Source organism: Lacrimispora sp. YZC11, from assembly GCF_057543815.1.
This window is the reverse complement of record NZ_BAAJYQ010000005.1, coordinates 431,545-457,740: the sequence shown is the minus strand read 5'-3', so window position 1 is coordinate 457,740 and position 26,196 is coordinate 431,545. Positions and strand designations below refer to the sequence as shown.

At 44.3% G+C, this 26,196-nt stretch carries 25 protein-coding genes; 21 read left to right on the top strand and 4 right to left on the bottom strand.

The window, feature by feature from the left end; all coding sequences use genetic code 11:
- Window positions 1–43 precede the first annotated feature (43 nt).
- Entirely contained in the window at window positions 44–1,654 is a 1,611-nt protein-coding gene (locus AC27IJ_RS05205; protein WP_312502009.1) for a response regulator, read from the top strand.
- Between the two features lie 103 nt (window positions 1,655–1,757).
- On the opposite strand, the gene AC27IJ_RS05200 is transcribed toward AC27IJ_RS05205, so the two are convergent.
- Together AC27IJ_RS05200 and AC27IJ_RS05195 are read right to left on the bottom strand one after the other, a co-directional pair.
- Window positions 1,758–2,342, bottom strand: a complete 585-nt coding sequence (locus AC27IJ_RS05200; RefSeq protein ID WP_487147807.1) for a class I SAM-dependent methyltransferase — start codon at window positions 2,340–2,342, stop codon at window positions 1,758–1,760.
- A gap of 86 nt (window positions 2,343–2,428) precedes the next feature.
- The gene (locus AC27IJ_RS05195; protein WP_312441707.1) at window positions 2,429–4,237 is read right to left on the bottom strand and encodes an aminotransferase class I/II-fold pyridoxal phosphate-dependent enzyme; all 1,809 of its coding nucleotides are present in this window, start codon (window positions 4,235–4,237) and stop codon (window positions 2,429–2,431) included.
- 225 nt (window positions 4,238–4,462) lie between these two features.
- On the opposite strand from AC27IJ_RS05195, the gene AC27IJ_RS05190 reads away from it, so the two are divergent.
- The 3 genes from AC27IJ_RS05190 to hcp all read left to right on the top strand — a co-directional run bounded on the left by AC27IJ_RS05190 (window position 4,463) and on the right by hcp (window position 7,406).
- Window positions 4,463–5,074 carry a sugar O-acetyltransferase gene (locus AC27IJ_RS05190; RefSeq protein ID WP_312441708.1) on the top strand — a complete coding sequence of 204 codons (612 nt, stop codon included), beginning with the start codon at window positions 4,463–4,465 and terminating at the stop codon, window positions 5,072–5,074.
- 154 nt (window positions 5,075–5,228) lie between these two features.
- On the top strand, window positions 5,229–5,450 hold the full coding sequence (locus AC27IJ_RS05185) for a permease of phosphate ABC transporter (protein ID WP_312441709.1): 222 nt from the start codon (window positions 5,229–5,231) through the stop codon (window positions 5,448–5,450).
- Between the two features lie 324 nt (window positions 5,451–5,774).
- The gene (hcp, locus tag AC27IJ_RS05180; protein WP_487147804.1) at window positions 5,775–7,406 is read left to right on the top strand and encodes a hydroxylamine reductase; all 1,632 of its coding nucleotides are present in this window, start codon (window positions 5,775–5,777) and stop codon (window positions 7,404–7,406) included.
- 134 nt (window positions 7,407–7,540) lie between these two features.
- On the opposite strand, the gene AC27IJ_RS05175 is transcribed toward hcp, so the two are convergent.
- Window positions 7,541–7,912 carry a nuclear transport factor 2 family protein gene (locus AC27IJ_RS05175; protein ID WP_312441712.1) on the bottom strand — a complete coding sequence of 124 codons (372 nt, stop codon included), beginning with the start codon at window positions 7,910–7,912 and terminating at the stop codon, window positions 7,541–7,543.
- A gap of 384 nt (window positions 7,913–8,296) precedes the next feature.
- On the opposite strand from AC27IJ_RS05175, the gene AC27IJ_RS05170 reads away from it, so the two are divergent.
- From AC27IJ_RS05170 to AC27IJ_RS05135, 8 genes are all read left to right on the top strand, one after another.
- Window positions 8,297–8,485, top strand: coding sequence for a ferredoxin (locus AC27IJ_RS05170; RefSeq protein WP_312430453.1), 189 nt, complete (start codon window positions 8,297–8,299; stop codon window positions 8,483–8,485).
- A 148-nt stretch (window positions 8,486–8,633) separates the two neighbouring features.
- Window positions 8,634–9,854, top strand: a complete 1,221-nt coding sequence (locus AC27IJ_RS05165; protein ID WP_312502014.1) for a DUF438 domain-containing protein — start codon at window positions 8,634–8,636, stop codon at window positions 9,852–9,854.
- Between the two features lie 865 nt (window positions 9,855–10,719).
- The gene (locus tag AC27IJ_RS05160; protein ID WP_312502016.1) at window positions 10,720–12,429 is read left to right on the top strand and encodes a methyl-accepting chemotaxis protein; all 1,710 of its coding nucleotides are present in this window, start codon (window positions 10,720–10,722) and stop codon (window positions 12,427–12,429) included.
- 91 nt (window positions 12,430–12,520) lie between these two features.
- Window positions 12,521–13,291, top strand: coding sequence for a shikimate kinase (locus AC27IJ_RS05155; protein ID WP_312441716.1), 771 nt, complete (start codon window positions 12,521–12,523; stop codon window positions 13,289–13,291).
- A gap of 123 nt (window positions 13,292–13,414) precedes the next feature.
- A complete protein-coding gene (locus AC27IJ_RS05150) occupies window positions 13,415–13,840 on the top strand; it encodes a bacteriohemerythrin (protein ID WP_312441717.1) in 426 nt (141 codons plus the stop codon).
- Window positions 13,833–14,279, top strand: a complete 447-nt coding sequence (locus AC27IJ_RS05145; RefSeq protein ID WP_312441718.1) for a chemotaxis protein CheX — start codon at window positions 13,833–13,835, stop codon at window positions 14,277–14,279. Before AC27IJ_RS05150 ends, AC27IJ_RS05145 begins: the two co-directional genes overlap by 8 nt.
- Window positions 14,280–14,505: 226 nt before the next feature.
- A complete protein-coding gene (locus AC27IJ_RS05140; protein WP_487147799.1) occupies window positions 14,506–16,383 on the top strand; it encodes an urease accessory protein UreH domain-containing protein in 1,878 nt (625 codons plus the stop codon).
- A gap of 167 nt (window positions 16,384–16,550) precedes the next feature.
- Window positions 16,551–17,105: a DUF2318 domain-containing protein gene (locus AC27IJ_RS05135; RefSeq protein WP_487147797.1), complete on the top strand. Its 555-nt coding sequence runs from the start codon at window positions 16,551–16,553 to the stop codon at window positions 17,103–17,105.
- On the opposite strand, the gene AC27IJ_RS05130 is transcribed toward AC27IJ_RS05135, so the two are convergent.
- Window positions 17,102–17,470, bottom strand: coding sequence for a winged helix-turn-helix transcriptional regulator (locus tag AC27IJ_RS05130; protein WP_025233796.1), 369 nt, complete (start codon window positions 17,468–17,470; stop codon window positions 17,102–17,104). The genes AC27IJ_RS05135 and AC27IJ_RS05130 overlap by 4 nt on opposite strands.
- Window positions 17,471–17,698: 228 nt before the next feature.
- Between AC27IJ_RS05130 and AC27IJ_RS05125 the strand changes: the two genes are divergently transcribed.
- From AC27IJ_RS05125 to AC27IJ_RS05085, 9 genes are all read left to right on the top strand, one after another.
- Window positions 17,699–20,179, top strand: a complete 2,481-nt coding sequence (locus AC27IJ_RS05125) for a heavy metal translocating P-type ATPase (RefSeq protein WP_312441722.1) — start codon at window positions 17,699–17,701, stop codon at window positions 20,177–20,179.
- 7 nt (window positions 20,180–20,186) lie between these two features.
- Entirely contained in the window at window positions 20,187–20,909 is a 723-nt protein-coding gene (locus tag AC27IJ_RS05120; protein ID WP_312441723.1) for a hypothetical protein, read from the top strand.
- A gap of 24 nt (window positions 20,910–20,933) precedes the next feature.
- On the top strand, window positions 20,934–21,143 hold the full coding sequence (gene copZ, locus AC27IJ_RS05115; RefSeq protein WP_312441724.1) for a copper chaperone CopZ: 210 nt from the start codon (window positions 20,934–20,936) through the stop codon (window positions 21,141–21,143).
- A gap of 82 nt (window positions 21,144–21,225) precedes the next feature.
- Window positions 21,226–22,011 carry a response regulator gene (locus tag AC27IJ_RS05110; RefSeq protein ID WP_487148040.1) on the top strand — a complete coding sequence of 262 codons (786 nt, stop codon included), beginning with the start codon at window positions 21,226–21,228 and terminating at the stop codon, window positions 22,009–22,011.
- Window positions 22,008–23,393: a HAMP domain-containing sensor histidine kinase gene (locus AC27IJ_RS05105; protein WP_487147793.1), complete on the top strand. Its 1,386-nt coding sequence runs from the start codon at window positions 22,008–22,010 to the stop codon at window positions 23,391–23,393. The genes AC27IJ_RS05110 and AC27IJ_RS05105 overlap by 4 nt, the downstream gene beginning before the upstream one ends.
- Before the next feature lie 138 nt (window positions 23,394–23,531).
- Window positions 23,532–24,503, top strand: coding sequence for a phosphate acetyltransferase (gene pta / locus AC27IJ_RS05100; protein ID WP_487147791.1), 972 nt, complete (start codon window positions 23,532–23,534; stop codon window positions 24,501–24,503).
- Between the two features lie 191 nt (window positions 24,504–24,694).
- Entirely contained in the window at window positions 24,695–25,111 is a 417-nt protein-coding gene (locus AC27IJ_RS05095) for a YbaN family protein (protein WP_487147789.1), read from the top strand.
- Window positions 25,101–25,385 (top strand): DUF4491 family protein, encoded by a 285-nt coding sequence (locus AC27IJ_RS05090; RefSeq protein WP_312441729.1) that lies wholly within the window; start codon window positions 25,101–25,103, stop codon window positions 25,383–25,385. Before AC27IJ_RS05095 ends, AC27IJ_RS05090 begins: the two co-directional genes overlap by 11 nt.
- A gap of 429 nt (window positions 25,386–25,814) precedes the next feature.
- Window positions 25,815–26,096: a hypothetical protein gene (locus AC27IJ_RS05085; protein WP_312502027.1), complete on the top strand. Its 282-nt coding sequence runs from the start codon at window positions 25,815–25,817 to the stop codon at window positions 26,094–26,096.
- Window positions 26,097–26,196 lie beyond the last annotated feature (100 nt).

Here is a 26,196-nt window from a genome sequence, read left to right as displayed (position 1 = left end):
GGTATATAAAGGTAACCGTAAAAATACCTTTGGAGTATTAAATATGTATCGGATCATGATCGTAGACGACGAACCGCTGATTCTGGCAGGGGTCACTTCCCTTTTAAACTGGGAAGAGCATCAATGTAAAATAGTGAGAAAGGTTTCCAACGGCCGGCAGGCTCTGGCCCAAATGGAGGCCCTCCGGCCGGATATTGTGATAACAGATATTAAGATGCCTGTCATGGATGGGATCAGTTTTATGAAGGCATCTGTAGAAAATGGATATGCGGCATCCTTTATTTTCCTGACCAACTTTGAGGAATATTCTTTGGTGAAAGAAGTGCTGCGTCTGGGCGCTGTTGATTATCTTGTGAAGCTGGAGTTGGATGAGGAGGCGTTAATCGCAGCTCTGGAAAGAGCCAAAGACAGATGCAATCTAACTCATCGCAGGATACGGGCGATGGAAGACGGAGAGATGACAGCAGACGAGCGCATTCAGAATTATTTCAGGCGTATTTTGATTTGTGATGAGGAATCTCATCCGGCTGAAGGGCTGGCTGTGATGATTCGGGAACGTTATCCCGTGCTTCTTTTGATGCTGATTCATTTTAACTACAAATCTGAGGAATTTTCCGAGAAATTTACCAGGGCTGATCAGAAGAAGATCTTAAACTATGCGGAAAATATCATTCATGAAATGGTGAAGGGTTTTTTTGACAGAAGCTGTCTTCTGAGAAAGGATCAAAATGGTTTTATCCTTGTTCTTTCAATGGAAGGAATGGAAGAGTATAAAGAACAGGTTGAAGCAATGAGTATTAAATTCCGTAAGGTGATGAAGGATTATTTTGAGATTCCTGTGTCCATTGCAGTCAGCCGTCCGGTAAGGGAAGCAGAAGGGATCCAGGATCTTCTTTACCAGGCTTTGAGTGTTATGAATGATACGTATTATGACAGTTCCAGCCCGATTGTTTTTTATTCGGAAAATTGTAAAGAAAATTTCAGTCACAGCAGCAGCTTTAATATTAATTTTTTAAAGAAGGAATTAACAGGCATTATCCGTCAAAATGACCGGAAGGGCTTTTCCAATATCATGAACCATATCATTCAGCTGTTTGTCCAGTGTAAGCCATCCCGTTCACAGGCAGTAAATGCGTGCAGCAATCTTTATTACTTTATTACATTCCTTTTGGAAGAAAGAGAGGACCAAAGCTTTCCCTATATTTTAGATGTGGCAGGGCAGTTAAACCGGCTGGCTGACCTAAGCGCCGTGACCGCCTGGCTGGAGGGGTTCCGGGACCAGGTGGCAGAAGCCTTGGAGACCTATAAGGAGGGTAAGAAGGACAAGTATATTGAACTGGTTATGGAATATATCCGGGTGCATTACCGGGAAAAGATAACCTTAAATCAGATGTCCGCTTTATTAAATATCAGCCAGGGGCATTTAAGCTGTATTTTTAAAAAACAGACTGGAAAAAACTTTTCAGATTATGTAACGGAGATTAAAATCGAAAAGGCAAAGGAGCTGATAGAAACGTATCAATATATGATGTATGAAATTTCAGATATGCTTGGTTTTGATACACAGTACTATTTCAGTGCCGTATTTAAAAAGACTACGGGTTATACTCCAAAGGAATATGAGAGTATGACAATAAAAAAGAGCTGCTCCTGATTCAAATGCGTTTTTTTGGATGAAACAGTTGAAGGGCTATCCGCCTGGCGGCGGCAGCCCTTCTGTGTTTCTCCGCTATGGATTAGTCTCAATAAAATATTCGTCAGGAGAAAATATAAACTGCATTGAACCTGTCACTTCTGTAAGGATCATAAAAGCCCTCGCTGATATCCCAGCCTCGAAATTCTTCCTTGGAAAACAATAAGTGTTCATCCCGGTGAGACCGCATGGGGATTTCTCCGATCAGCACGCCTTTTTTGGCAACCCGGAGAAGCTCTTTTGTTGCTTTCTCTGCATACTCCTTATTATCAAAATAAAGGTAAACGCCGTAACAGATCAATTTATCAAAGGATTTATCCTTAAACGGCAGGTCTGCGGCTTCACCGGTGAGGACCGAATTTTGCAGAAACTCGATATGCTTTTGAACCAGGGTAGGGGAATAGTCAATGCCTACGTAATCACAGTCCAGATATTGGGCAAGGGCACCTGCGCCGCAGCCAACTTCAAGGACTTTGTCATTTTTATGTATATCCAGCCGTTTGCTTATCTGACGGGCCACCTCTTCCATATCCACCTTGGTGGCTTCATAACCGTCGTAGGCCAGAAGGTCTGTAACGGAGCTGTCTGCCCGTCCTTTCCGGGTCCAGACCTGTTTCCAGGTTTCTTTTGATGCATTTTGTGTATTCATAATGATTACCTCCTTTTATTCCTCGCAAAGGCAGCGAGCCAAAGTCAAGATCGCTTGACCTTGCCGGCTGTTCGCGGGGTATTTGACTAACGTAATATATGTTTCAGCGCATCCGCCAGACGCTCATTGTCTGCCTCTGTTCTGACTGCAATGCGGATAAACTCCCTGCCTTCCAATCCTGGCTTTTGGGATAGATCTTTTACCAGAATGTTGTAGCGGTTTAACAACAGTTCCGCAATCTGGGAAGCGGAACAGCCATCAGTGATTTCACACATAATGAAGTTGGCCTGAGAGGGGTAAAGCTTTAACTGCCTGATGGATTGAAGAGACTGGTATAATTTATCCCTGGTCCTTTTAAAGTGCTCCAAGGCTTCCTGGTAGTCTGATTGGTATTTCTCAAAGATCTGAAGAAAATACTCCGCCAGAGAGTTGATGTTCCATATGGGCAGTTCTTTCCGCACCTGGTCTATAATTTCCGGGTCGCTGCAGGTGAGGAGCCCTAACCGCAGTCCGGGAACTCCGTATGACTTTGAAATACTTTTGATAAGAACCAGGTTCTTATACTCATCCAATATTTCCTGACACATAAGCGACGGCGATTCCTCCACGGAGGAGAAGTCAATAAAGGATTCATCCAGAATGAATGTGATGTTCCTTGCCTTGCAGTATTGGGCTAGGGAAAGGACTTCCTGCTTTGGTATATAATTTCCTGTGGGATTATCCGGGTTAACTAAAACCAGTGCATCCAGTTCCTTATCTTTGTAAAAGTCCATGATATCCTGGGCGGTATATGTATAATCCGGTGTTGATACGTTGAAATAGACGGCATTTTGCGAACAGATCCCATATTCTTCAAAGGAGGGGCGCAGAACACCGACGGCATTTTTAAAGCTTCGGATCAAAGGCTTGATTAATTCTGCCGCTCCGTTTCCGGTGAGAATCTGGTTTCTGTCTAAGCCCAGGGATTTTGCAGCCAGCAGGTTATTGACATCAAGGCCTGAGGGATAACTGGTGGTAAGGACTTCAAAGCTGGCCTTGATCTCTCCCATGAAACGGCTGTTTGGGAAATAGGGATTTACCAGGTAACAGAAATCCAGAAGGCCGGGATACCGCCAGTAGCCGCCGAAGCGCTTGGATAACCGGGACAGTCTGCTTTGGGAATCTGTAAAAATGGATTCCGCAATATCCAGGTCCTGTTCATCGTCGATTTCATACCAGAAGCCGTTTTCCAGCCTGGTAGCTTTTAAATCGTGGTCATCCAAAAGTGAAATGACCTTTAATACCTGTTCATAATATTCATTGTTTCCCAAGGCCTTGCTGTAGGCTTCCAGGAAGGGAACGTAGTGGGTTGTAGAAAAATTGCGGCTGAATTTATAGATGTTGACGGTCTTATAGTAGGAATGAATATCCTCGAAACGGAAATCCTTCCTTGTGAGGAATTTCATAATATTGTCCTGTTCATCTAACAGGACCACCGTTCCATCCATCCAGCTTTCAAAATGGGCCACAAGAGCCAGATTGGGATAAGGATCATTTATGATCTGGGTCAGCACTTCCTGTTCGAAAATCAGGTCTGATTCCAGCAAAATGGTATCATCCATGAGAAGCTGGTCTTTGGCAAGATAAAGAGAATAGATATTGTTTGTCGTTTTGTAGACCGGATTGTCTATGTACGTGACCGGAGTGGAGAGAGGGAGAGAAGATACAAAGGATTGCAGTTCTTCGCCCTTATGGCCGGTTACAATGATGATTCGGTTCAAATGGCAATGATCCAGCTGTTTCAGCATGCGCTCGATCATTGGAATGCCATTTACGGTAATCATGCATTTCGGTTGGTTTTCAGTTAGCTTTTTTAAACGCCGTCCCATTCCGGCGGCCAGGATAATTGCCTGCATAATACACCTCTTTGTTCAAAAATGTAATATTTTATAAATTAATGAACATAATACCAGGTTGATCATGATCTGTCAATAGATTTGGAATAAAAATGTAATAAGAATTTCCAGTGAAGGCTGTGAAGGACCATTCGCCTTTTGCTGTACCGGTTGATATCTGGCAGTTCATGGTTTATCATTGTAATATCCGTTACAACTATTAGGAAAGATGGAAGGTAAAAGATCATGAACCAAAAGGAAAGAATGTTGGCAGGCCTGCCTTATAAGGCATGGCTGGATGGGCTAAACGAGGAACGTATGGAGAACAAGCTTAAGATTTACCAGTATAATCAGCTGTGTCCGGATGAAGAAGAAAAAATGGCTGAATTGATCCGTAGTATCCTTGGAAAGGCAGGAAAGGAAGTTCATATTGAAGCCCCGTTCCACTGTGATTACGGGACAAATATTGAAGTAGGGGATTATTTTTATGCAAATTATAATTGTACAATCCTTGATGTCGGAAAGGTGATAATCGGGGACAATGTAATGTTTGCACCCAATGTTTCAATTTATACCGCCGGTCATCCCATTCATCCGGATTCAAGAAATTCGGGATATGAGTATGGGATTCCTGTGACCATAGGAAATAACGTATGGATCGGTGGCAATGTCATCATCAATCCGGGGGTTACCATAGGAAACGATGTGGTGATTGGGGCAGGAAGCGTTGTGACAAAGGACATCCCGGATCGTGTGGTGGCTCTGGGAAATCCCTGCAGAGTGGTCCGGCAGATTGTGGAGGATGACCGGAAATATTACTATAAAAATAAGGAATTTGATGTGCAGGACTATCGGTGATTCCGGTTTAAGCCATGCCGTTAAAATTTGGACAGGTATTTTCTTTCAGAATATAATAATATTTTCCCAAAAGCGTATACTAACTGTGGATCAAACAAACAGGACGTGACTGAAAAAAACCAGGGAAGAAAATTCATGAAAGGAGACGGTGTAGATGAAAGGGATGTGTGAGTGCGCCGATGTATTTGTTCAGAAAAGCAGCATAAAGGATTTCGCACTATTAAAGATATGCCTGTGTGCAGTAGGGATCATGGTTGGATTATCGATCCCGGAAAAAAAGAGAAAATGGCCTCTTACGGCTGCAGGTTTTGTTTTCGTATTCAGCTATATTTTGATCATGGCGAAATTCATTAAGATTTGTATGGAAGAACGCTAAGACCGAGCAGAAAGGTTGCCGTGGATAGGGTTATTGTTCCGGGATATGACCGGCTGCACCAGCATTTTATGTGAGATAAAATGCTGGTGCAGCCGTTTTTTTGCTGTCTTAATTTACCGTAGAAAAAGTGTCTGGAAATGATAGCGCCATGCTTTATATGATGCTCTCCATAACCGCACTCCCATAAAATTTTTAAAAACATCTAAGTATGTTGTAATAACAACGGACATGATTCTCTTACAGTGGTATCCTTTAAAAAGAAAGCAGGAGCGCTGAAAAAATGGCGTTATGCATAGAAAAATTTACAATAGGAGGTAATGGAATATGAGTATGTTTTGCTATCAGTGTCAGGAGACAGCAAAAAACACAGGCTGTACCATTAAAGGTGTCTGTGGCAAGAATGAGGAGGTTGCAAAGCTTCAGGACCTGCTCGTTTATGCGGTAAAGGGAATTTCTGAAATTGTTGTAAAGTCAAAAGCCGATGCTGCAGAGATCCATACAATCAATCATGAGGTACTTACAAGTCTCTTTATTACGATCACAAACGCAAACTTTGATGCAGATGCAATTGAAAAGCAGATCGTAAAGGTTCTCAAATTAAGAGACCAGCTTGCAAAGGATACAGGATACAACGGAAACCAGGATGCAGCAGTATTTACTGTGGACTCCAGAGAATCCATGCTTTCCAAGGCTTCTCAAGTAGGAGTTCTTGCTACGGAAAATGAAGATATCCGTTCCTTAAGAGAGCTGATCATCTACGGAATCAAGGGTCTGGCCGCTTACACAGAGCATGCATACAACATCGGAAAAGAAGATGTGTCCATTTATTCCTTTATTTATGAAGGACTGGCTGCAACTCTTGACGACAGCCTTACAGCCGATGATCTGGTAGCCCTGACCTTAAAAACCGGTGAATACGGAGTAACGGGAATGGCTCTTCTTGATGAGGCCAATACATCACGCTATGGAAATCCGGAAATCACTTCCGTTAATATCGGTGTCAGAAAGAACCCGGCCATTCTTATCTCCGGCCATGATCTGACAGATATGGAACAGCTTTTAGAGCAGACAAAGGGAACAGGAGTGGATGTTTACACCCATGGAGAAATGCTTCCTGCCCACTATTATCCGGCATTTAAGAAATATGACAACTTTGTAGGTAACTACGGAAACTCCTGGTGGATGCAGGTTGGAGAGTTTGAATCCTTCCACGGACCGATTCTCTTTACCACAAACTGTATTGTTCCTCCAAAAACTCCTGAAGTTGCAGGCAGAATCTTTACGACAGGCGCTGCAGGCTTCCCTGGATGTCCAAACATTCCCGCGGATGAAAACGGAAAGAAGGATTTTTCAGCTATCATAGAGATGGCAAAGAAGCTTCCTTCTCCGGATGAGATTGAAACGGGCAGTATTGTTGGCGGTTTTGCCCATAATCAGGTACTGGCACTTGCAGATAAAGTGGTTGATGCTGTGAAGTCCGGAGCCATTAAAAAGTTCTTTGTTATGGCAGGTTGTGACGGAAGAATGAAATCCAGAGAGTACTACACAGAGTTTGCAAAGCAGCTTCCAAGCGATACCATCATTCTTACGGCTGGCTGTGCAAAATACAGATACAACAAGCTGGAACTGGGCGACATCGGCGGAATTCCAAGAGTTCTGGATGCGGGACAGTGTAATGATTCCTATTCCCTGGCAGTAATTGCGCTGAAATTAAAAGAAGTGTTTGGTCTTGATGATATCAATAAGCTTCCTATCGCTTATAACATCGCCTGGTATGAGCAGAAGGCAGTTATCGTACTTCTTGCGCTGCTTTACTTAGGAGTGAAGAATATTCACTTAGGACCGACTTTACCTGGATTCTTATCTCCAAACGTTGCCAAGGTTCTTGTTGATACATTTGGAATCGCAGGAATTGGTACCGTAGAAGATGATATCGAATTATTCATGAATGCATAATAACCGGATACCGGCATAATAAAAAGGGATGCTGCATCACTGACGAGAGTTGGTTTTGCAGCATCCCTGTTTTTTACTCTGAAGATCAATCGCGAAGCACCAATCATCAGACTGCCAAATAAACAGGAATGTGTTTATTTCTCATAGGGAAAATAATGTTCTGACTTTGATTGAAATTCTTTCAATGCTTTAATCTTTTTATTATCATCAAAATCAATAATTGAAACTCCATCAAATCCGTCTATTTTATTGTTATAATTGCATTTAAAATACCATTCGACAACAGTTGCATTTCCTTCCGAAACAAACCGCTTCATCGTCCACTCTAAAACTGTTCCCACTTTGTTCCAATCAGCAAACCATTTTAAAACCTGTTCGATTCCATGATATTCCGGGCCATAACATTCACTGTATATAATATCATCTGAAAAGATAGTTTTAAGTACTTCTACATCTTTCTCTATCCATGCCCGAAAATAGTTTTCAATCAATATTTTATTCCACATTTTTACTCCCGAGATTTTAATTATTAGTCATATTTGCTTGATTCTAGTACATTTCTCAACGCATGTTTCCAATCATATTGTGAAATCCCATCGTCCATGTATTCCTTCAGCTTCCTGGTTCATCAAATATAATTTCGCTTCGCATCAGTGAAAGTTGTTATCAAAGAATGTACCACATTTCTTTCGGTATTTCCACACATTTATAAAAGCCTGCCAAGTATTAAACAGACTTTTATGATAATAAAATGGAAAATGTTGTAAGTACAACTGACATGATGCTATGGCAATGGTATTCTGAAAAAAATAAAACATATCTTTAAAAAATGGATAATTTGTAAAGAAATTACCAACAATAAAGATATCTTTGGGAAAGGAGTTGTTGATATGAAAGCTACGGTAGATAGAGAGGGTTGTATTGAATGTGGGTTGTGTGCATCGATTTGTCCGGAGGTGTTCCGAATGGGGGATGACGGACCTGCAGAAGCATATGTTGATGAAGTGCCGGAGTCTGCGGAACAAACAGCAGTTGAAGCGCAGGAAGGATGTCCTGTTTCGGTTATAACAGTAGATTAATAAGGAAGAGCGCCTCCTTCTGAGGGGAATGACCCAATCAGATGGGGGTGTTTTTTATACTGAGGGGAGAAAATACATTCCGCAGGAAGAAGGCGGGGGTTCTGGAGAGCGTTTAGGGAAGAACGTTGATATGATAAGGAGGAGTTCTATGAGTGAATATATTAACAATCGTGAAATGAGGCAAAATGCAATAAAAGAGATCATTAAAAAGCTTCATGAAGGAAAATCGGTGGAAGAGGTAAAGCAGCAGTTTGAGGAGGCTTTTCACGGCGTGTCTGCCTCTGAAATTTCTGCGGCTGAGACTGCGCTGATTGCAGACGGCCTGCCGGTGGAGGAGGTACAGAAGCTTTGTGATGTTCATGCTGCAGTTTTTAAAGGCTCTATTGAGGAAATTCACCAGCCGGACGATCCTACCTTAATTCCCGGACATCCCTTGAATGTGCTGGTCAGAGAAAATAAGAAAATCGCTCATCTTATTGAAAATGAAATCCGACCGTACCTGGTCCTGACAAAAAAGAATGATAAAGAGGAATTTTCAAGACTTAAAGAAGGCATAAATCAATTAAAAGATTTATCCATTCATTACGGAAAAAAGGAAAATCTGTTGTTTCCATATATGGAGAAATACGGAATCACGGCACCTCCAAAGGTCATGTGGGGAGTGGATGATGAGATCAGAAGTCAAGTAAAAGAAATCTTGGAAATCCTTAATAAGAATGTGGAAATCGATGAGCCCCTGGTGCAAACGATTGAGAAGTTACTGGATAAGATAACGGAAATGATATTTAAAGAGGAAAACATCATGGCTCCCATGCTTTTAGAGCAGCTGACCCAGGAAGAGTGGAAGACAATTGCTGATGAAAGCGGAGAAATAGGTTTCATGATCGATCATGTGCCGCAATGGAATCCTGCCGCAGCAGACAAGGGAAGGGAGAAGGCGGAGACAAAGGCAGAGAAGGAAACTGGTCTAATAAAACTGCCATCCGGAGAATTTAAGGTGGAAGAGCTGACGGCCATGTTAAATGCACTCCCCTTTGACATTACCTTTGTAAATAATGAGGATGTGGTAAGGTATTTTTCAGAAGGAAAGGAGCGGACTTTTCCGAGAACAAAAGCCATTATCGGCAGAAATGTTTCCAACTGCCATCCGCCGGCCAGTGTCCACATAGTTGAAAAGATTGTAGAGGATTTTAAAGCCGGAAGAAAAGACCAGGAGGACTTTTGGATTAAAATGGCTGGAAAATATATTTTGATCCGCTATTATGCGGTGAGAAGCAATGAAGGAGAGTATCTTGGCGTTCTGGAGGTGACCCAGGACATTAAACCCATACAGGAGATCACCGGGGAAAAAAGACTGATGTCGGAATAGAAATTCCATATGTAAAGCCGTCCGGCCAGAGGTATTCATGCTCTGGCCGGTTTTTTGAGTCCGGCTTATGGCTGTTTCCGGGAACTGTTTTCTGGAATATATTAAAAAGTTCACGAAGAATCAAGTGTTACATACAGGAAAATTGTTTGATTTGCATGAAAAATAAAATAAAAAGACGCAGTATATTTGGTACTGCGGTTACAAAATTATGTATATTTCGACAATATTCATTATACAACAAAAAAATATTATTTGTCAATTATCTATCAAATTAATAATTGAGGCAATAAAAAAGAACTTTTGTGTGAATTATCGTACCAGATTGTAAGTGTTTTTCTAAAAGTTAGTATATCAGCCGTCAAAAGTATCGTCATTTGGTGGGGCCATGTATTTTATCTTTTCTTTATCTTGGTTAAAAAATGTACTGTAACTGAGCTGCTCCAGTCATAAAATGTAATTTTGTTGCAGAGTGTTTTATTACAGCAAATCATTAGCGCCGGGATTAATAGCCGTCATATTCCCCGTCAATACCTTATAACCCCCTTCTAATATCAAGATTTTTCTACTAATTCGCAGTACCAAATATACTGCGAATCCATTCTGTATTCCATGATATTTATAACATACTTTGTATACTTTTTTAATTCAGGAACAATACATCATCATGAACTGTATTTCAAGACTTGAAATAAAGGGGTATTGTGAGGAGTATAAAGTTGTGCGATATCATTGATAAAAAAGTCATATAGTTTTTCTTCTTACAGAATGTGTTTAATGTTATGCAATGAGGACAGAGCTGCATCCTGGTTGGAGAAGCAGATTGTCCTATATTTAATTATACCTAAGAGAACAGGGAGGAAATAAAATGAATAGCTTTAAGGATTTCAGTATTTCTCGAAAACTGCTGACAGGTTTTTTAGGCCTGGCACTTATTATGTTACTGATTGGAGGTGCAGGAATCGCCGGGCTTACCAGGATCAGTCAAATGGATACTTACATGTACAAAGGGCAGACGGCTCCTATGAAAGATCTGTTTGGGGCGGTTGAAAGCCTTTATCAGTTCCGGGTGGACTCCAGGGCCATGGTAATCTATGCGGGAGATGCGCAGAAACTTGATGAGCTGAAGCTTGATTTTGACCGTGGATCGGAGAAGTTCCTGGCAAGCACAGAGGCTTACCGCAAGACAATAAGCAATTCGGAATCCTTTGCCCTTTTAGATGAGTCTGTTTCGCTGTTTAACGATTCTTTTAAGCCGGCTGTAGAGAAGTGTATGGAGGCGGCAAAGGCAGGTAATGAGGCTGCTGCATGGGACGCGCTCTTTCAGGAAACCGATAATATTCAAAAGATGTTTGATAATTTCAACAAATTAATCGATAACCGGATGGCGGAAGCCGGAAATACAAATATTGCCAATCATGATACTGCGTTGTGGCTGACCGCTGTCCTGGTTCTTTTTGTTGCAATTGGAGCCGGTGTAGCTGTATTTTTAGGGTCAAAAATCTCGAAAATGATCAGTCATCCAATTGAGAAGGTAGTGGAGGCAGCCAATCGGATCGCCCTGGGGCATGTGGATGTGGAGCTTGGCAATATTGATTCAAAAGATGAAACCGGTCAGCTTGCCAGTGCCTTTACTAAAATGATCGACAGCATTGGAAAACAGGTAGATGCTGCGGACAGGATCAGCAACGGCGATTTTACGAATGAAGTACCCCTTCGTTCCGACCAGGATATTCTTGGACTTGCATTGCAGAAAATCAGAAAAGATTTAAATAACACACTCTCATTAATAAGCACTTCTTCAGAACAGGTCAATGCTGGGGCAGAACAGGTTTCCTCTGCGGCTCAGGCCCTTGCTTCCGGAACAGCCGAACAGGCAGCTACGATTGAAGAACTGAATGCTTCCGTCAGTAACGTGGCTGAGCAGGCGGAACAAAATGCGAAAAATGTTCAAAGAGCTGCGGTCTATGTTGGACAGGCAGGAGCTGGAGTGAATGAGAGCAACGAATATATGCGAAAGCTGAATGCGGCGATGAAGGAAATCGGGTCGGCCTCTGATAAGATATCAAGCATTACAAAGGTAATTGAAGATATTGCATTCCAGACGAACATTCTTGCCCTGAATGCGGCTGTGGAATCCGCCCGCGCGGGAGAGGCTGGCAAGGGATTTGCAGTGGTTGCAGATGAAGTCAGGAGTCTTGCCGGAAAATCTGCGGAAGCAGCCAAGCAGACGGCCGATTTGATCAGACATTCGGTGACCAGCGTTGCAGAGGGTGAGAAATTAGCAGATGAGACGGCAAAGGTTCTTCTGGAAGTCGCAGAAAAGGCGGTGTCAGTGGAACAGGAGATTAAGGAGATCGAAGTATCCTCTTCTCAGCAGGTACAGGTGATAGAGCAGATCAATCAGGGGCTATCCCAGGTATCTGCTGTTGTCCAGACAAATGCTGCGACAGCAGAAGAAAGCTCTTCTTCCAGTGAAGAACTGGCTGCCCAGGCGCAGTTACTTCAGCAGGAGGTGGGCAGATTCAGACTCTTAAGGGAAGAGATTCATACTGCCGGTTCCTATTTGGGCCGATAAAAAGAAACGGAAAGAATTGCTTTACAGCTTGCCTCCATATTATGTATAATGTAAAAAATACAAGGAATCAGGATAATTGTGGAGAGACGGAATGAGAGAGCTGAATGAAATAAAAAAAGATTTGAACTGCTGCGATCAGGAGATTTTAGATCTATTGAAGCAGCGTCTTGGTTACGCAGCAGAAATCATGGAATATAAAAAGGAACAAGGTCTGCCCATATTTCTTCCGGAAGAGGAGAACATCCGGCATGAAGATTTACTTGCAGCAATAGGAGACCACGCTTATTGCGATGAATTATTAAGTATTTTTAAACAGATCCATGAGGAAAGCAAATGTGTACAGACCAAAAGTCTGTTTGGCCATAATATTGCCCTCATTGGGTTTATGGGAACAGGAAAGAGTACGGTATCCAAGTACTTGAGGAATATGCTGGCCATGAAGGAAGTGGATGTGGATGCCATGATCGTGGAAGACCAGAAGATGCCGATCCGGGATATATTTGAAAAATATGGAGAGGAGTACTTCAGGGACTGCGAAAGCAATGCGATCCTTAACCTGCAAAACTGCCGCCAGACCATTATCTCCTGTGGCGGCGGCGCGGTTATGCGTGAGGAAAATGTTAAAAATCTTAAAAAGGGCAGCCGTATCGTACTTCTCACTGCCAGACCTGAGACCATATTGGCGCGGGTAAAGGATGATGGCGGGCGTCCAATCTTAAATGGAAATATGAACGTGGAATTTATAAAAGAGCTTATGGCAAAACGTAAGGATTTTTATGAAAAAGCGGCGGATATAATCGTAGAAACCGATCATAAAAGTGTACAGCAGATATGTGAAGAACTGGTCGTTTCCCTGATGTAATTTGAACATTGACTTGTATCCGAATCGTGCTATAATACAGGCATGAACAAAGATTTCAAACGAATGATAAACGATGTACCGGCTTTATGAGCCGGTATATTTTACAGAAAGGACAGGATAACAATGCTTTGGAAGGACAAGTATGAGCTGGGGGTTCCGTTGATTGATGTACAGCATATGGAACTGTTTCAGCGGGTAGAGGTTTTTATGAAAGTGTTACGTTCCTCCGCTTCCTGGGATGAGAAGGTACAAAAGGTTAATGAAACGCTGGAATTTATGAATGCGTATGTGGTAGAGCATTTCCGTGACGAGGAGGCATACCAGGAGAAAATCGGTTATCCAGGCAGGGAGGAGCATAAGAAGATCCATACCGATATGGTAAATTATGTCCTTACAGTTACGGAAGAATATGAGCGCAGCGGTTATGACGAGCAGCTGATGCAGAAGTTCGCAGGAAAGCTTATGGCATGGCTTATCAACCATGTTGCGGCGGAAGACCAGCGCATTGCCACTTATGCGATTTCAAAGGGGGTGGCTGAGAATGACTGACCTTTACGGCCCCTTTTTAGAAGCAACCCGGAATGTATTTAAGCTGATGCTTGAGCTTAACGATGTTTCCGATCACCCTGCAGATTCCTTTGCGTGCGAGGACGAACTGGACGTATCCATCGGCTTTATTGGAGATCTTAAGGGGGAGGTAATTTACCGTCTTCCTCATGAGACATCTCTCGGTATCGTAAATATCATGAGCGGCATGGAATTTGATGCAGTGGATGAGTTTGTTACCTCTGCCGTATCTGAGGTCGCCAATATTATCAGCGGAAATGTTCTTACCATGCTTGCAGGTGAGGATCTGACCTGTGATATCCTTCCCCCTGTTTTGCGCAAGCCGGATGAGAACGGAGAATATACATTCCACACTGCCTGCTGTGTGACCACATCCATCGGAGACGTTTGTCTGGATATAAGGCTTAATCAGGCGGAGTAATTTTAAATACATATTGTGCACGTGCATGTCGTTTGAAAGAACGATATGCACGTGTTTTTTTGTATGATACTCATTGTCCCCAACCTGTTTCCTTCCGCCTTTTTAATTGCCAGAATAATAACAACGATTATCAGACGGATTTTATTTGAAAAAAATCCTCATCTACACAATTTCTACATATCGTCCTGCTATTCTTTGATTCAGAAATTAAAAAGGAGGACAGACGATGGGATCTGCTGTAAGAACTAAGAAAATACGGATCGGCGGGATGACCTGCATAAGCTGTCAAAATAAAATCGAAAAAAAATTACGTAATACGGCTGGAATCGAAAAGGCGGAGGTAAGCTACAGCGCCGGAACTGCTATCATTACCTTTGATACAGATATTATTTCGTATAAAAGCATAGTAGGGATCATTGAGGGTCTGGATTACAAGGTATTAACAGATCATGAACAGCAGAAACCGGATACCAGCCGGGCCATTGGAATTCTGATCATCATTGCATCCCTGTACATGCTGATCCAGCAGTTCGGGCTTCTAAATCTGCTCGTGCCAAGTCAGCTGGCAGACGAAAAGATGGGCTATGGAATGCTGTTTGTCATCGGCCTTGTTACCTCTGTTCATTGTGTGGCAATGTGCGGCGGCATCAATTTATCCCAGTGCATTCCCAGAAGCGGAGATGCTGCTTCAGAAAAGAGCCGCTTTTCTACATTCCGGCCCACTTTTCTTTATAACCTGGGACGGGTGATCTCCTACACTGCAGTAGGCTTCCTGGTGGGAGCGTTGGGTTCGGTGGTAACATTCTCAAATACTCTTCAGGGAGTCTTGAAGCTGGCAGCCGGAGTGTTCATGGTCATTATGGGCATAAACATGCTGGGAATTTTCCCGTGGCTTCGCAGGCTGAATCCGAGAATGCCCCAAATTTTTGCAAGAAAAATTGACAAGGAAAAATCAAAAAACAGCAGTCCTCTGATCGTGGGCCTGTTAAACGGGCTCATGCCATGCGGCCCCTTACAGGCGATGCAGATCTATGCATTGTCAACCGGTAACCCCTTTTCAGGCGCTTTGTCCATGTTCCTGTTCAGTCTCGGTACCGTACCTCTTATGTTCGGCCTTGGAGCCCTTTCCTCAGCACTGGGGAAAAAGTTTACAAGCAAGGTCATGACAGTAGGAGCGGTGTTAGTTGTGGTACTGGGAATGTCCATGTTTTCCCAGGGATTAAGCCTGTCGGGATTCCAGGCGCCGGACTTACTCTCAAATGGAGGTAATAACGCCTATGCGGCCGGAGAGCAGGAGAAAAAGAATGATATAAAAATAGAAGACGGTGTTCAGATCATAAACAGTACACTTTCTCCGGGAAGGTATCCCAACATCAATGTTCAGAAAGGGATTCCGGTAAAATGGATCATCGATGCGCCCAATGGTAGCATAAACGGCTGCAACAACCGGATGATCATCCGGGATCTTAATATTGAATATTCCTTTAAGACCGGTGAAAACGTCATTGAATTTATTCCTGAAAAAACAGGGAAGATCTCTTACAGCTGTTGGATGGGGATGATCCGTGGTTCCATCTCCGTGACGGAAGAAGGAGATACAAAGAATAGCACAGGCTCTGATGGAGAGGGCGTATTAAAAGAATATGCGCCGGAAGAGCCGGTAGCAGCCGGTTATACGATTCCAACGGATGAGATTGCGGTAGCGGAAGACGCCACAGATGAATACGGAAACAGCATTCAGAGAATTACCATGGAGCTAACGGATGATGGTTTTAAGCCGGCAGCGGCAGTGGTGAAATCCGGTGTTGATGTGGAGTGGAATATCATTGACAATACTTCTGATTCCACCTATGGAACCCAGCTTATTGTTCCGGATTTCGCAACCCAGCTTCCTCTTGACGAGGGAGAAAACAACTTTTATTTCACACCCGCAGGAAACTTTGACTTTTCCACAGGGGACAATGCTTTTTATGGGTATATCAAGGTTGTGGATGATTTAAATAACTTAGATATGGACGCCATTAAGAAAGAAATAAGCAGCTTTAAGACCCTTATCTGGCCCGAAGATACCTTCCAGGGAGCAGGCGGTTCCTGCTGCGGATAAACAGGGAATCTATCTGTTTAAGTGAGGAAAGGAGAACTGATTGATGAGCTTGTTATTAAGTCACTGGCACTGCATACTCCCGGTTTTTGGTATTATCATAGCAATGTTTTTTATGGGAAACAAACAGAAAAAGGATTAACAAAGTATAAATTCAGGAGGATATTTTCATGTTACAGAAATTTCAGAGCGGTTATGACAAGAGAAACGGAAAGAAACGCAGTGGGCTTCCAATGAAGCTGGCAGTGCTGGTGATAGCTGCCGCAGCCCTGACCGCATGTTCACCCAAGGAAAAGGCGGAGAAAACAGAACCAACCAAAGCAGCGGCAGAAAGCACCCAAAAGGTAGGGAATGGAGAGACACTTGTAATTCCAGTAAAGGATATTTCAAGTACGGCCCAATTTTATCCGGTTGATGTAGACGGTACCCAGATGGAGGTCATTGCAGTCAAGGCTCCGGATGGAACGATCCGGACAGCATTTAACACCTGCCAGGTATGTTATGATTCAGGAAGAGGATACTATAAGCAGGATGGAGATGTTCTTGTGTGCCAGAACTGCGGAAACCGTTTTCCTATGAACCGGGTGGAAGTGGAGGCAGGCGGATGCAATCCCTGGCCTATTTTTGACAAGGAAAAGACCGTGACAGACGAGTCCATCACGATCTCTTATGATTTCCTTAAGGAATCCAAGGAGATATTTGCCAACTGGAAGGCTTCTTATTAAAAATCTTTTGTGGGGAATTTCATGGAGCAGCTTACGGTAAGGCCATTCTGCCTTAAGTAATCTGCTCCCCAATTATACATGGTTTCCAGTATAGGACGGATGCTGTTTCCCAGATCCGAAAGCATATACTCCACCTTTGGCGGCACTACCGGATATACGGTACGGATGATCAGATGATCTTCTTCCAGTTCCCGTAACTGCTGGGTGAGCATTTTGGGCGTTGCCTGGGGGATAAGCTTACGAAGCTCTCCAAACCGAAGGGTATTGTTGATTAAGTGCCATAAGATAAGGGCCTTATATTTCCCTCCGATCATATCCAATGTGGCGTCTACCGGGCAATGATAAGTTGTGCAGTCGCTGTTCATCAATAGTCTCCTCCTTTAGTATCGTTTTGGGTACTATAACACAAAAAAGTGCATACTTGCAATTTTCGCAATTAGTGCCATAATAATAACATGAGTGCTCGAAAAATACAAGACAACAGGATAGCATATTTTTGGAGACCATGGAAAAATTAGCATTATAGTGATCATTGCCGACGCCGGAGGGGACGCCTAAAGGAAGGGCAGTAAAAAATAGTGAGGTGAATAAGTATGGAAAGTCAAATCCTAAATATAAGAGGAATGACCTGTGCAGCCTGTGCGCAGAGAATTGAAAAAACAGTGCGGAAGCTTTCCGGTATCAGCCAGGCAAATGTAAATCTGGCAAGTGAAAAGCTTTTTGTGGAATATGACAGCAGCACCCTTGAGCTTTCCTCTATTAAGGCAGCAGTATCAAAGATCGGATATGAGGTGGTGGAAAAATCCGATGATGCCAAAGTGACCATACCCATTGGCGGAATGACCTGTGCGGCCTGTGCCAAGCGTGTGGAAAAAGCCGTTGGAAAGCTGGAAGGCGTGATTAGCACATCGGTAAATTTTGCAACGGAAAAAGCTACGATTACCTACGATCCCCAAAAGGTCCGGATGTCGGCCATACGGGCAGCCATTGAAAAAGCAGGCTACGAGGCCCTGGAAGTGAACAAAGCAGATGCAGCGGATGAGGACCGGGCCCGCAAGCAAAGGGAGATCAAGACTCTTTGGACGAAGTTCATCGTATCCGCGGTGTTCTCTGTTCCCCTTCTCTACATTGCCATGGCGCCCATGATCAATATCATACAGCTGCCCTTCCCGGCAGGGATCGCCCCCATGCAGTACCCCCTGATCTATGCTCTGGTGGAACTTCTGCTGGTGGCTCCGGTCATAGGCGTTGGCTATAAGTTCTATACCATTGGTTTTAAAGCCCTGTTTCAGAGAAGTCCAAACATGGATTCTCTGATCGCTATAGGAACCACGGCTGCTGTTCTTTACAGCATCTACAACATGTTCCAGATTGCAGAAGGACATTTTATGGCAGTGGATTCCCTGTATTTTGAATCGGCAGGAGTCATCATCACCCTGATCCTGCTGGGAAAATCCCTGGAAGCTGTTTCAAAGGGAAGAACCAGTGAAGCCATCAAGAAGCTGATGGGCCTTGCTCCCAAGACAGCAATTATTCTTGAAGACGGTGTGGAAAAGGAAATTCCTATTGACGAAGTGGAAATCGGTGATATGATTTTAGTAAAGCCCGGCGAAAAGATCCCCGTAGACGGGACTGTGTTAGGCGGCCACACTGCCATTGATGAATCCATGCTGACCGGTGAAAGTATGCCGGTGGATAAAAAAGAAGGGGACCAGGTTTATGCTGCTTCCTTAAATACAACGGGTACCATCCGGTTCAGAGCGGAAAAGATCGGCAGCGACACCGCCCTGGCACAAATCATCAAGCTGGTGGAGGACGCCCAGGGATCAAAGGCGCCCATTGCACAGATGGCTGACATTGTTTCCGGATATTTCGTTCCTGTCGTTTGTGTGATTGCCCTGCTTTCCGGTATTGCCTGGTATATCGGCACAGCCGGAGACTTAAAGTTTGCCCTTACCATATTTATTTCAGTTCTGGTTATCGCCTGCCCCTGTGCCTTGGGTCTTGCGACACCTACTGCTATCATGGTTGGAACCGGAAAGGGCGCGGAAAACGGTATTCTGATCAAGGGCGGAGAGGCTCTTGAGACAGCTCATAAAATCAGTACCATTGTATTTGATAAAACAGGTACCATTACCGAGGGGAAACCAACGGTGACTGATGTTTTGACCGTAGAAGGTCTTTCCAAAGAAATGCTGCTGCAGTTTACGGCTTCGGCGGAAAAAGGCTCCGAGCACCCTCTGGGGCAGGCAATTGTCCATGGCGCGGAAGATGCAGGACTTACCTTATTTTCAGCGGAGCATTTTGAGTCCTTAACCGGACGGGGGATAGAAGCGAAGATCAACGGAGAAGATATCCTTGCCGGGAACCGGAAGCTGATGATGGAACGCAGCATTTCTTTAGCAGGAATGGAGGATGCGTCGGACCAGCTGGCCGGGGAAGGAAAAACACCTATGTATGTGGCCATTAACGGAAATCTGGCAGGTATTGTAGCTGTAGCGGATGTTGTAAAGGAATCCAGCCGGGCGGCTATTGAACAGCTCCATAAGATGGGCATAGAAGTAGCCATGATCACCGGAGACAATAAGAGAACTGCAGAGGCCATTGCAAAGCAGGTAGGAATTGACCGGGTACTTTCCGAGGTACTTCCTCAGGATAAATCAGACGAGGTCAGAAAACTGCAGGCCGAAGGCCGCAAGGTAGCCATGGTTGGTGACGGAATCAACGACGCTCCGGCACTTGCCCAGGCTGATATCGGTATCGCAATCGGTTCCGGTACAGACGTAGCCATGGAATCCGCTGACATTGTTCTCATGCGTTCTGATTTAATGGATGTGCCGACAGCAATCAACTTAAGCAAGCAGACCATCCGCAACATCAAGCAAAACCTTTTCTGGGCCTTCGGTTATAATGTGATCGGAATCCCCATCGCTGCAGGGCTTTTGCATCTGCTCTTTAACGGGCCGCTTCTCAACCCGATTTTTGCGGCAGCAGCCATGAGTTTAAGCTCAGTTTCCGTGCTGACCAATGCATTGCGGCTGAAACGATTCAAACCAACCACAGGAACGAGGTGAACCGGATATGAACAGTAATGGAAAATTAATTGCAGCAGTGGGAGCAGCCGTCGTATTGGTGGGAGCAATCATTGCAGCGGTTGTACAGACAGCGGGGGGAAAACTGGATGTAGTCGGAAAACAATCTATCACATCCTTTGAAACAATTTTAAATACGATCCCCGACAATGTGAAAGCTGATGAAATCAATGGAGGCTGGTCCTTAAATGCGCCGGATGGCGGTGTACGCTTTATCTGGAGCGGAGATTACAGCCAGAGCCCTTTACATGATGTTATGCTGGAGATTGATTCGGCCCCGTTTGTAAATGCAGGACTTGATGCTGATAAGCTGCCGGATAACTATTCGGCCTATGATGGAATGCTGATGGTAGGAACCAAGCTTGGAACTGAAAAGCCGGTTTATAAGGGAGATGCAACTCCTCTTGCAGCCTATGGGCAGATCGTAAATAAGCACCGCAGCTTTATCAACTACCATATGGATCTTGACCACTATGGGGTAAAGCTGGGAGGCGGCAACATGTTTGAATGGGCGAAAAACATGGAAACAAATACCGTTAAAAACCAAAATCAGGATAAGGACATTGTTTTTGTATTGAACCCCGAACCTCTCATTGCAGCCGGTGTTGATCCGGAGAAAGTGGAAGGCTGGGTATATGCCCCGGTTTCTGTAATGGAAGGCGGAAAGACATTAGAGGTTTATAAATTTTTAAAACCCTTTAATTTAAAATAATAAATCATAACGGAGGTAACTCAAATGGCAAAATCAGTAATAAATGTAGATGGAATGGCATGTGAACACTGTGTAAAGGCGATCACAAATGCGGTAGGTGCGTTAGCCGGCGTATCCGGTGTATCGGTAGATCTGGCAGCAAAGACCGTAACCGTGGATCATGACCCGGATCAGGCATCCGTCCAGACAATCAAATCTGAGATTGAAGACCAGGGATATGATATCATTGAATAACAAATAGAGAGGACGGGAACCGCAAAATAGGGCGGTTCCCGCTTTTCGCGTTTTATTTTCTAATGAGTGCAAGAGAGTGAAGATGAGCTGGCTCATCGGCTCGAAGGTGGATGCTGATCATGAACCTGCGGTTCATGATATCGCAGATAGAGGTGCTAGAATGCTTAAAAACAGCAAAAATGTACTGGTCGTGGATGATGAACCTAAAATAGTGGAGGTCGTCTGCCTGCTTTTGGAAAGCAAGGGATTCCACACATTCCCTGCCGAAAACGGCGGTCAGGCCCTGGAGATATTTGATTCGGAAAATATTTCTCTTGTTATTTTGGATCTTATGATGCCGGATATCTCAGGAGAAGAGGTGTGCATTGCTATCCGAAAAAAATCCCGGGTTCCCATTATCATGCTGACCGCCAAGGTGGATGAAAACGATGTGGTGGAAGGGCTGGGCCTTGGGGCGGATGATTACGTTGTAAAGCCCTTTGGTTTAAAAGAACTGTATGCCAGGGTTGAGGCTGTTCTCCGCAGGACAGAAAGCGACCTGGTACCCCTTGTTAAAAGGAATTCCTGGAGAAACGGGGATCTTGTAATTGATTTTGAGAAAAATGAGGTTCGTAAAAAGGGAATCAGCCTGACTCTGACGCCCAGCGAACTGAAAATCCTGTCAGTGCTCATCAAATACCCAGGGAAAGTCTTTACCCGGGAGGAGCTGATCGAGGCGGCTATGGACAAGGGCTTTGCAGGATATGACAGGGCGATAGACAGTCACATTAAAAACATTAGGAAAAAGGTTGAAGACGATCCCAAAAACCCGGTGTATGTGCGTACCATACCGGGACTGGGATATAAATTCGGAGGGGATGGAGAGTGAAGAGCTTAAGAAAACAGCTGTCTCTTTCTATTTTACTGACGCTTCTGGTCACCATTGGGCTGATTGGCCTTCTTTCCAACTGGTTTATGAACCGGGAGTTTGAGAAGTATATCACTGAGCTTGGGCGGGAGCGCAGGGAAAATATCGTAGATGATTTAAGCAGGCAGTACGATGGGTTCAAACGGAACTGGAAGCTTGACTACGTTCATGCCATCGGCATGAATGCCCTGTATGACGGGTATATTTTGAAGCTGTATGATGTAGGAGGAAACATGGTATGGGATGCGGAAAACCATGACATGAGCCTTTGCGGACAGATTATGAATGAAATTTCAGCGCGTATGGAAGAGAGGGGGGCTGAGGGCGGTTTTGTGGACCACACCTTTGAAATTGATCAGAATGGGAAAACGGTCGGAGCCGTCTCCATTAAGTATTACGGCCCGTTTTTTATGAACGAGGCTGATTTTAATTTCATTAATGTCATGAATACGGTCCTTCTGGTCATCGGTATCTTATCCAGCGCCTGCTCGGTGGTGGTAGGCTGTCTCCTTGCACGCAGAATATCCCGTCCTGTCACAAAAACGGCCTATATTGCCAAACAGATATCAAAGGGCAATTATAACATCCGTTTCGAGCCTGGAACAAGGATACGGGAGCTTGATGATCTTGCGGATGCAATCAATCATCTCTCCGATGCACTTAATAATCAGGAAAAACTGCGCAAACAGATGACTGCGGATGTGGCTCACGAGCTGCGGACGCCTTTAACTGCCCTTGGTTCCCATTTGGAAGCTATGATAGAAGGATTGTGGGATGCAACACCTGAACGGCTGAAAAGCTGCCATGATGAGGTAAAGCGCCTTGGAACCCTGGTTGAGGATTTAGGGCAGCTGGCAAAGATTGAGGGCGAAAACCTGGTTTTAAATAAATCCCGGGTCGATTTACTGGAAATAGTGGGCACGGTGTCAGATACGATGAAGGGAGAAATCAGCAAGAAGAATTTGTCCCTATCCATAGAGGGCAGTGCGGTCTTTGCCGAGGCGGATAAAAACAGATTCAGCCAGGTCGTCGCCAATCTGCTTTCCAACGCCGTCAAATACACGCCAGAGGGCGGAGCCATAGGGATAGAGGTTTATGAGACGGAACGGTGGGGGATTGTTAAGGTAAAGGATACGGGAATCGGGATTCCTGAAAATGAACTGCCTTTAATCTTTGAACGATTTTACAGGACCGATAAATCCAGAAACCGGAAGTCCGGTGGGGCAGGCATTGGCCTTGCCATTGTCAAATCCATTGTTGCCGCCCATGGCGGAACGGTGACAGCAGAGAGTGTGCAGGAGCAGGGAAGCTGTTTTACGGTAAGCATTCCAAAGGAAGGTTAAATGTGTTCATAGAAACCAACGGCATGAGGGATCCTATTGATAAGTTTTGGGATATAAGGGAAACTTTGTTGATTTATTCATGTCATTGGGTTTATACTTTACTATATATGTATTATTTAACCAGAGGAGGAAATTTATATGTTCGAAAATATGGTTGACGCATTGAAAGCACAAAAAAGAAAGATCGTATTTACCGAAGGCACTGATCCGAGAATTCTGGAAGCAGCCAGCCGCCTTTTTAAAGATGGTGTTCTTACGCCGGTCCTTCTTGGCAATCCTGGTGAAATAGATGCAGCTGCGAGAGAATACGGCTTGCCCGTAGACGGCATTGAAAAAATAGATCCGCTTAACTATGAGGGATCAGATGAAATGGCAGCTAAAATGGTGGAATTGAGAAAGGGCAAAATGGATGAAGCAGCCTGCCGGGCAGCCCTTGAAAAAGCCAATTACTTCGGCACCATGCTGGTTAAAATGGGAAAAGCAGACTGTCTGTTAGGCGGAGCCACCTATTCTACTGCTGATACGGTAAGACCGGCTTTGCAGCTGATTAAAGCCAGACCTGGCAGCAAGATTGTTTCCAGCTGTTTTATTCTATACCGGCAGACAGAAAGCGGCAATGAAATGTATGCGATGGCAGATTGTGCCATCAATGTTGACCCTAATGAAGATGAACTGGTGGAAATTGCATTAGAGACAGCCAGAACAGCCAGAACATTTTCCATTAACCCCAATGTTGCGCTTCTTTCTTACAGCACGCTGGGTTCCGGTAAGGGCGAATCCGTTGATAAAGTGCGCGGTGCTGCTGAAAAATTGAAAGCCATGGATCTGGATTTCCCGGTAGACGGAGAATTGCAGTTTGATGCCGCTTTTTCTCCTACTGTTGCTAAAGTAAAGGCGCCGGGCTCTCAGATAGCCGGGCATGCCAACACATTTATTTTCCCGAATATCGATGCAGGAAATATCGGCTATAAAATAGCACAGCGCTTAGGAGGCTTTGAAGCTTTCGGTCCAATTCTGCAGGGTTTGAATGCTCCGATCAATGATCTATCAAGAGGATGTAATGCAGATGAGGTCTACAAAATGTCGATCATTACAGCGGCTCTGATATAGGACTGCTTTCGAATTTAGAGATATCATGAAGTATCAAAAGCATCAGAATGGAATATTTTGATGCTTTTGTTATTTATAAATCGGAAAGTTGTTTTACATATCCATGATTTCCAATACTATTATATTAATAATGAAAAATACAGCCGGACTACGGCAAACATTAAAGGGGAATGAACAGGGGGGCTAATATTTTGAAGAAAGTCATATATATTTGTATAGGAATTGCGGCCATGGCCCTGGGAGTCGTGGGAACGGTGGTACCGGGCCTGCCTACCACGCCGTTCTTACTGCTGGCTTTGCTCTGTTTCACAAAAGGTTCTGAAAAACTCAATTGCTGGTTCAGAGGCACAAGCCTGTATACAAAATACGTAAAAGATTATGAATACGACCGGTCACTGACAAGAAAACAGAAGCTTACTATTCAGGCTTCCGCAGGCCTGATGATGCTTATCGCCTTTTTATTGACCGGAAATCTGGTTATACGTCTGCTTCTTATAGGAGCATTCATTTTGCATAATTATGTTTTTATTTTTGTTATTAAAACGCGTCAGGCTGGCAGGCCGGAAACAACTATAAATGAATTGGGCGGTGACAAATATGAATTATGATGGAATTTTAATCGGTATCGGAACGTTTCTCATCATCGGATTATTACATCCTGTTGTTATCAAATCAGAATATTACTTTGGCGGGAAGATCTGGCCGGTTTTTTTAATTGCGGGAGTCCTGTGCATCGGCTTCTCCCTTGCATGCACTGGAAGAGTTCTATCCGCGCTTTTGGCAGTGCTTGGCTTCTCGCTCTTATGGAGTATAAAGGAGCTTGCAGAACAGAAGCAAAGGGTAGAAAAGGGATGGTTCCCTAAAAATCCCAAGAGAAAATGACTATGATATGCAAAAAAACGATCCCATAAGGATCGCTTTTTGAGCTGAGCAGAAACGGTTGTTTATGCCAGCACTGAAGGAGGAGAATCCCGCTGCCGGGATTCTTTTCTTCTTCTTAATCATCAGACGCAGGTAAACATATCGATCCTGTTCAGTGAAATTCCGGTATATGACCATCCAAATCTTCGATCCCAACGGAACCCTGCAACGGTATTTGCCCAGATCTGGACAGGGAAAAACCAAAACTCCAGTCCGTTGCTTAACCAGATATAAGTAAATCGCCCGATGCAATTTCTCATGGATCCAGGATTGACCATTCTGGTCCCGGCGCGTGCTTGCGCAGGCTTTTGAGGAACGTTGGACGGGGGAGGTCCCATAGGTACCGGACCACCTCCACTTGGGGGCCTGTTAGTGGGAGGCGAAGGGGGTATGTTAGTGGGAGGCGATGGAGGCCTGTTAGTGGGAGGCGACGGTGGCCTGTTAGTAGGAGGTGATGGGGGCCTGTTAGTAGGAGGTGACGGTGGCCTGTTAGTAGGAGGTGATGGAGGCCTGTTAGTAGGAGGTGATGGAGGCCTGTTAGTAGGAGGTGATGGGGGCCTGTTAGTAGGAGGTGATGGAGGCCTGTTAGAAGGAGGTGACGGCGGCCTGTTAGTGGGAGGTGATGGAGGCCTGTTAGTAGGAGGTGATGGTGGCCTATTAGTAGGAGGTTGAGGTCTATCAGTAGGTGGGAATGGGGGCATAGTTTTATTTCCTTTCCGGATGTTGATAGTAATATTATATGAGATATCGGAAAAGGAATTGACATGAACCG

Bases quoted from the DNA above. Each gene is read 5' to 3' on its own strand.
- hcp (WP_487147804.1), top strand. From the start codon at position 5,775: ATGAGTATGTTTTGCTATCAGTGTCAGGAGACAGCAAAAAACACAGGC.
- AC27IJ_RS05200 (WP_487147807.1), bottom strand. From the start codon at position 2,342: ATGAATACACAAAATGCATCAAAAGAAACCTGGAAACAGGTCTGGACC.
- AC27IJ_RS05205 (WP_312502009.1), top strand. From the start codon at position 44: ATGTATCGGATCATGATCGTAGACGACGAACCGCTGATTCTGGCAGGG.
- AC27IJ_RS05195 (WP_312441707.1), bottom strand. From the start codon at position 4,237: ATGCAGGCAATTATCCTGGCCGCCGGAATGGGACGGCGTTTAAAAAAG.
- AC27IJ_RS05175 (WP_312441712.1), bottom strand. From the start codon at position 7,912: ATGTGGAATAAAATATTGATTGAAAACTATTTTCGGGCATGGATAGAG.
- AC27IJ_RS05170 (WP_312430453.1), top strand. From the start codon at position 8,297: ATGAAAGCTACGGTAGATAGAGAGGGTTGTATTGAATGTGGGTTGTGT.
- AC27IJ_RS05155 (WP_312441716.1), top strand. From the start codon at position 12,521: ATGAGAGAGCTGAATGAAATAAAAAAAGATTTGAACTGCTGCGATCAG.
- AC27IJ_RS05130 (WP_025233796.1), bottom strand. From the start codon at position 17,470: ATGAACAGCGACTGCACAACTTATCATTGCCCGGTAGACGCCACATTG.
- AC27IJ_RS05120 (WP_312441723.1), top strand. From the start codon at position 20,187: ATGAACAGTAATGGAAAATTAATTGCAGCAGTGGGAGCAGCCGTCGTA.
- AC27IJ_RS05085 (WP_312502027.1), top strand. From the start codon at position 25,815: ATGTTAGTGGGAGGCGATGGAGGCCTGTTAGTGGGAGGCGACGGTGGC.
- AC27IJ_RS05150 (WP_312441717.1), top strand. From the start codon at position 13,415: ATGCTTTGGAAGGACAAGTATGAGCTGGGGGTTCCGTTGATTGATGTA.
- AC27IJ_RS05190 (WP_312441708.1), top strand. From the start codon at position 4,463: ATGAACCAAAAGGAAAGAATGTTGGCAGGCCTGCCTTATAAGGCATGG.
- AC27IJ_RS05185 (WP_312441709.1), top strand. From the start codon at position 5,229: ATGAAAGGGATGTGTGAGTGCGCCGATGTATTTGTTCAGAAAAGCAGC.
- AC27IJ_RS05140 (WP_487147799.1), top strand. From the start codon at position 14,506: ATGGGATCTGCTGTAAGAACTAAGAAAATACGGATCGGCGGGATGACC.
- AC27IJ_RS05090 (WP_312441729.1), top strand. From the start codon at position 25,101: ATGAATTATGATGGAATTTTAATCGGTATCGGAACGTTTCTCATCATC.
- copZ (WP_312441724.1), top strand. From the start codon at position 20,934: ATGGCAAAATCAGTAATAAATGTAGATGGAATGGCATGTGAACACTGT.
- AC27IJ_RS05125 (WP_312441722.1), top strand. From the start codon at position 17,699: ATGGAAAGTCAAATCCTAAATATAAGAGGAATGACCTGTGCAGCCTGT.
- AC27IJ_RS05165 (WP_312502014.1), top strand. From the start codon at position 8,634: ATGAGTGAATATATTAACAATCGTGAAATGAGGCAAAATGCAATAAAA.
- AC27IJ_RS05145 (WP_312441718.1), top strand. From the start codon at position 13,833: ATGACTGACCTTTACGGCCCCTTTTTAGAAGCAACCCGGAATGTATTT.
- AC27IJ_RS05135 (WP_487147797.1), top strand. From the start codon at position 16,551: ATGTTACAGAAATTTCAGAGCGGTTATGACAAGAGAAACGGAAAGAAA.
- AC27IJ_RS05160 (WP_312502016.1), top strand. From the start codon at position 10,720: ATGAATAGCTTTAAGGATTTCAGTATTTCTCGAAAACTGCTGACAGGT.
- pta (WP_487147791.1), top strand. From the start codon at position 23,532: ATGTTCGAAAATATGGTTGACGCATTGAAAGCACAAAAAAGAAAGATC.
- AC27IJ_RS05110 (WP_487148040.1), top strand. From the start codon at position 21,226: ATGAGCTGGCTCATCGGCTCGAAGGTGGATGCTGATCATGAACCTGCG.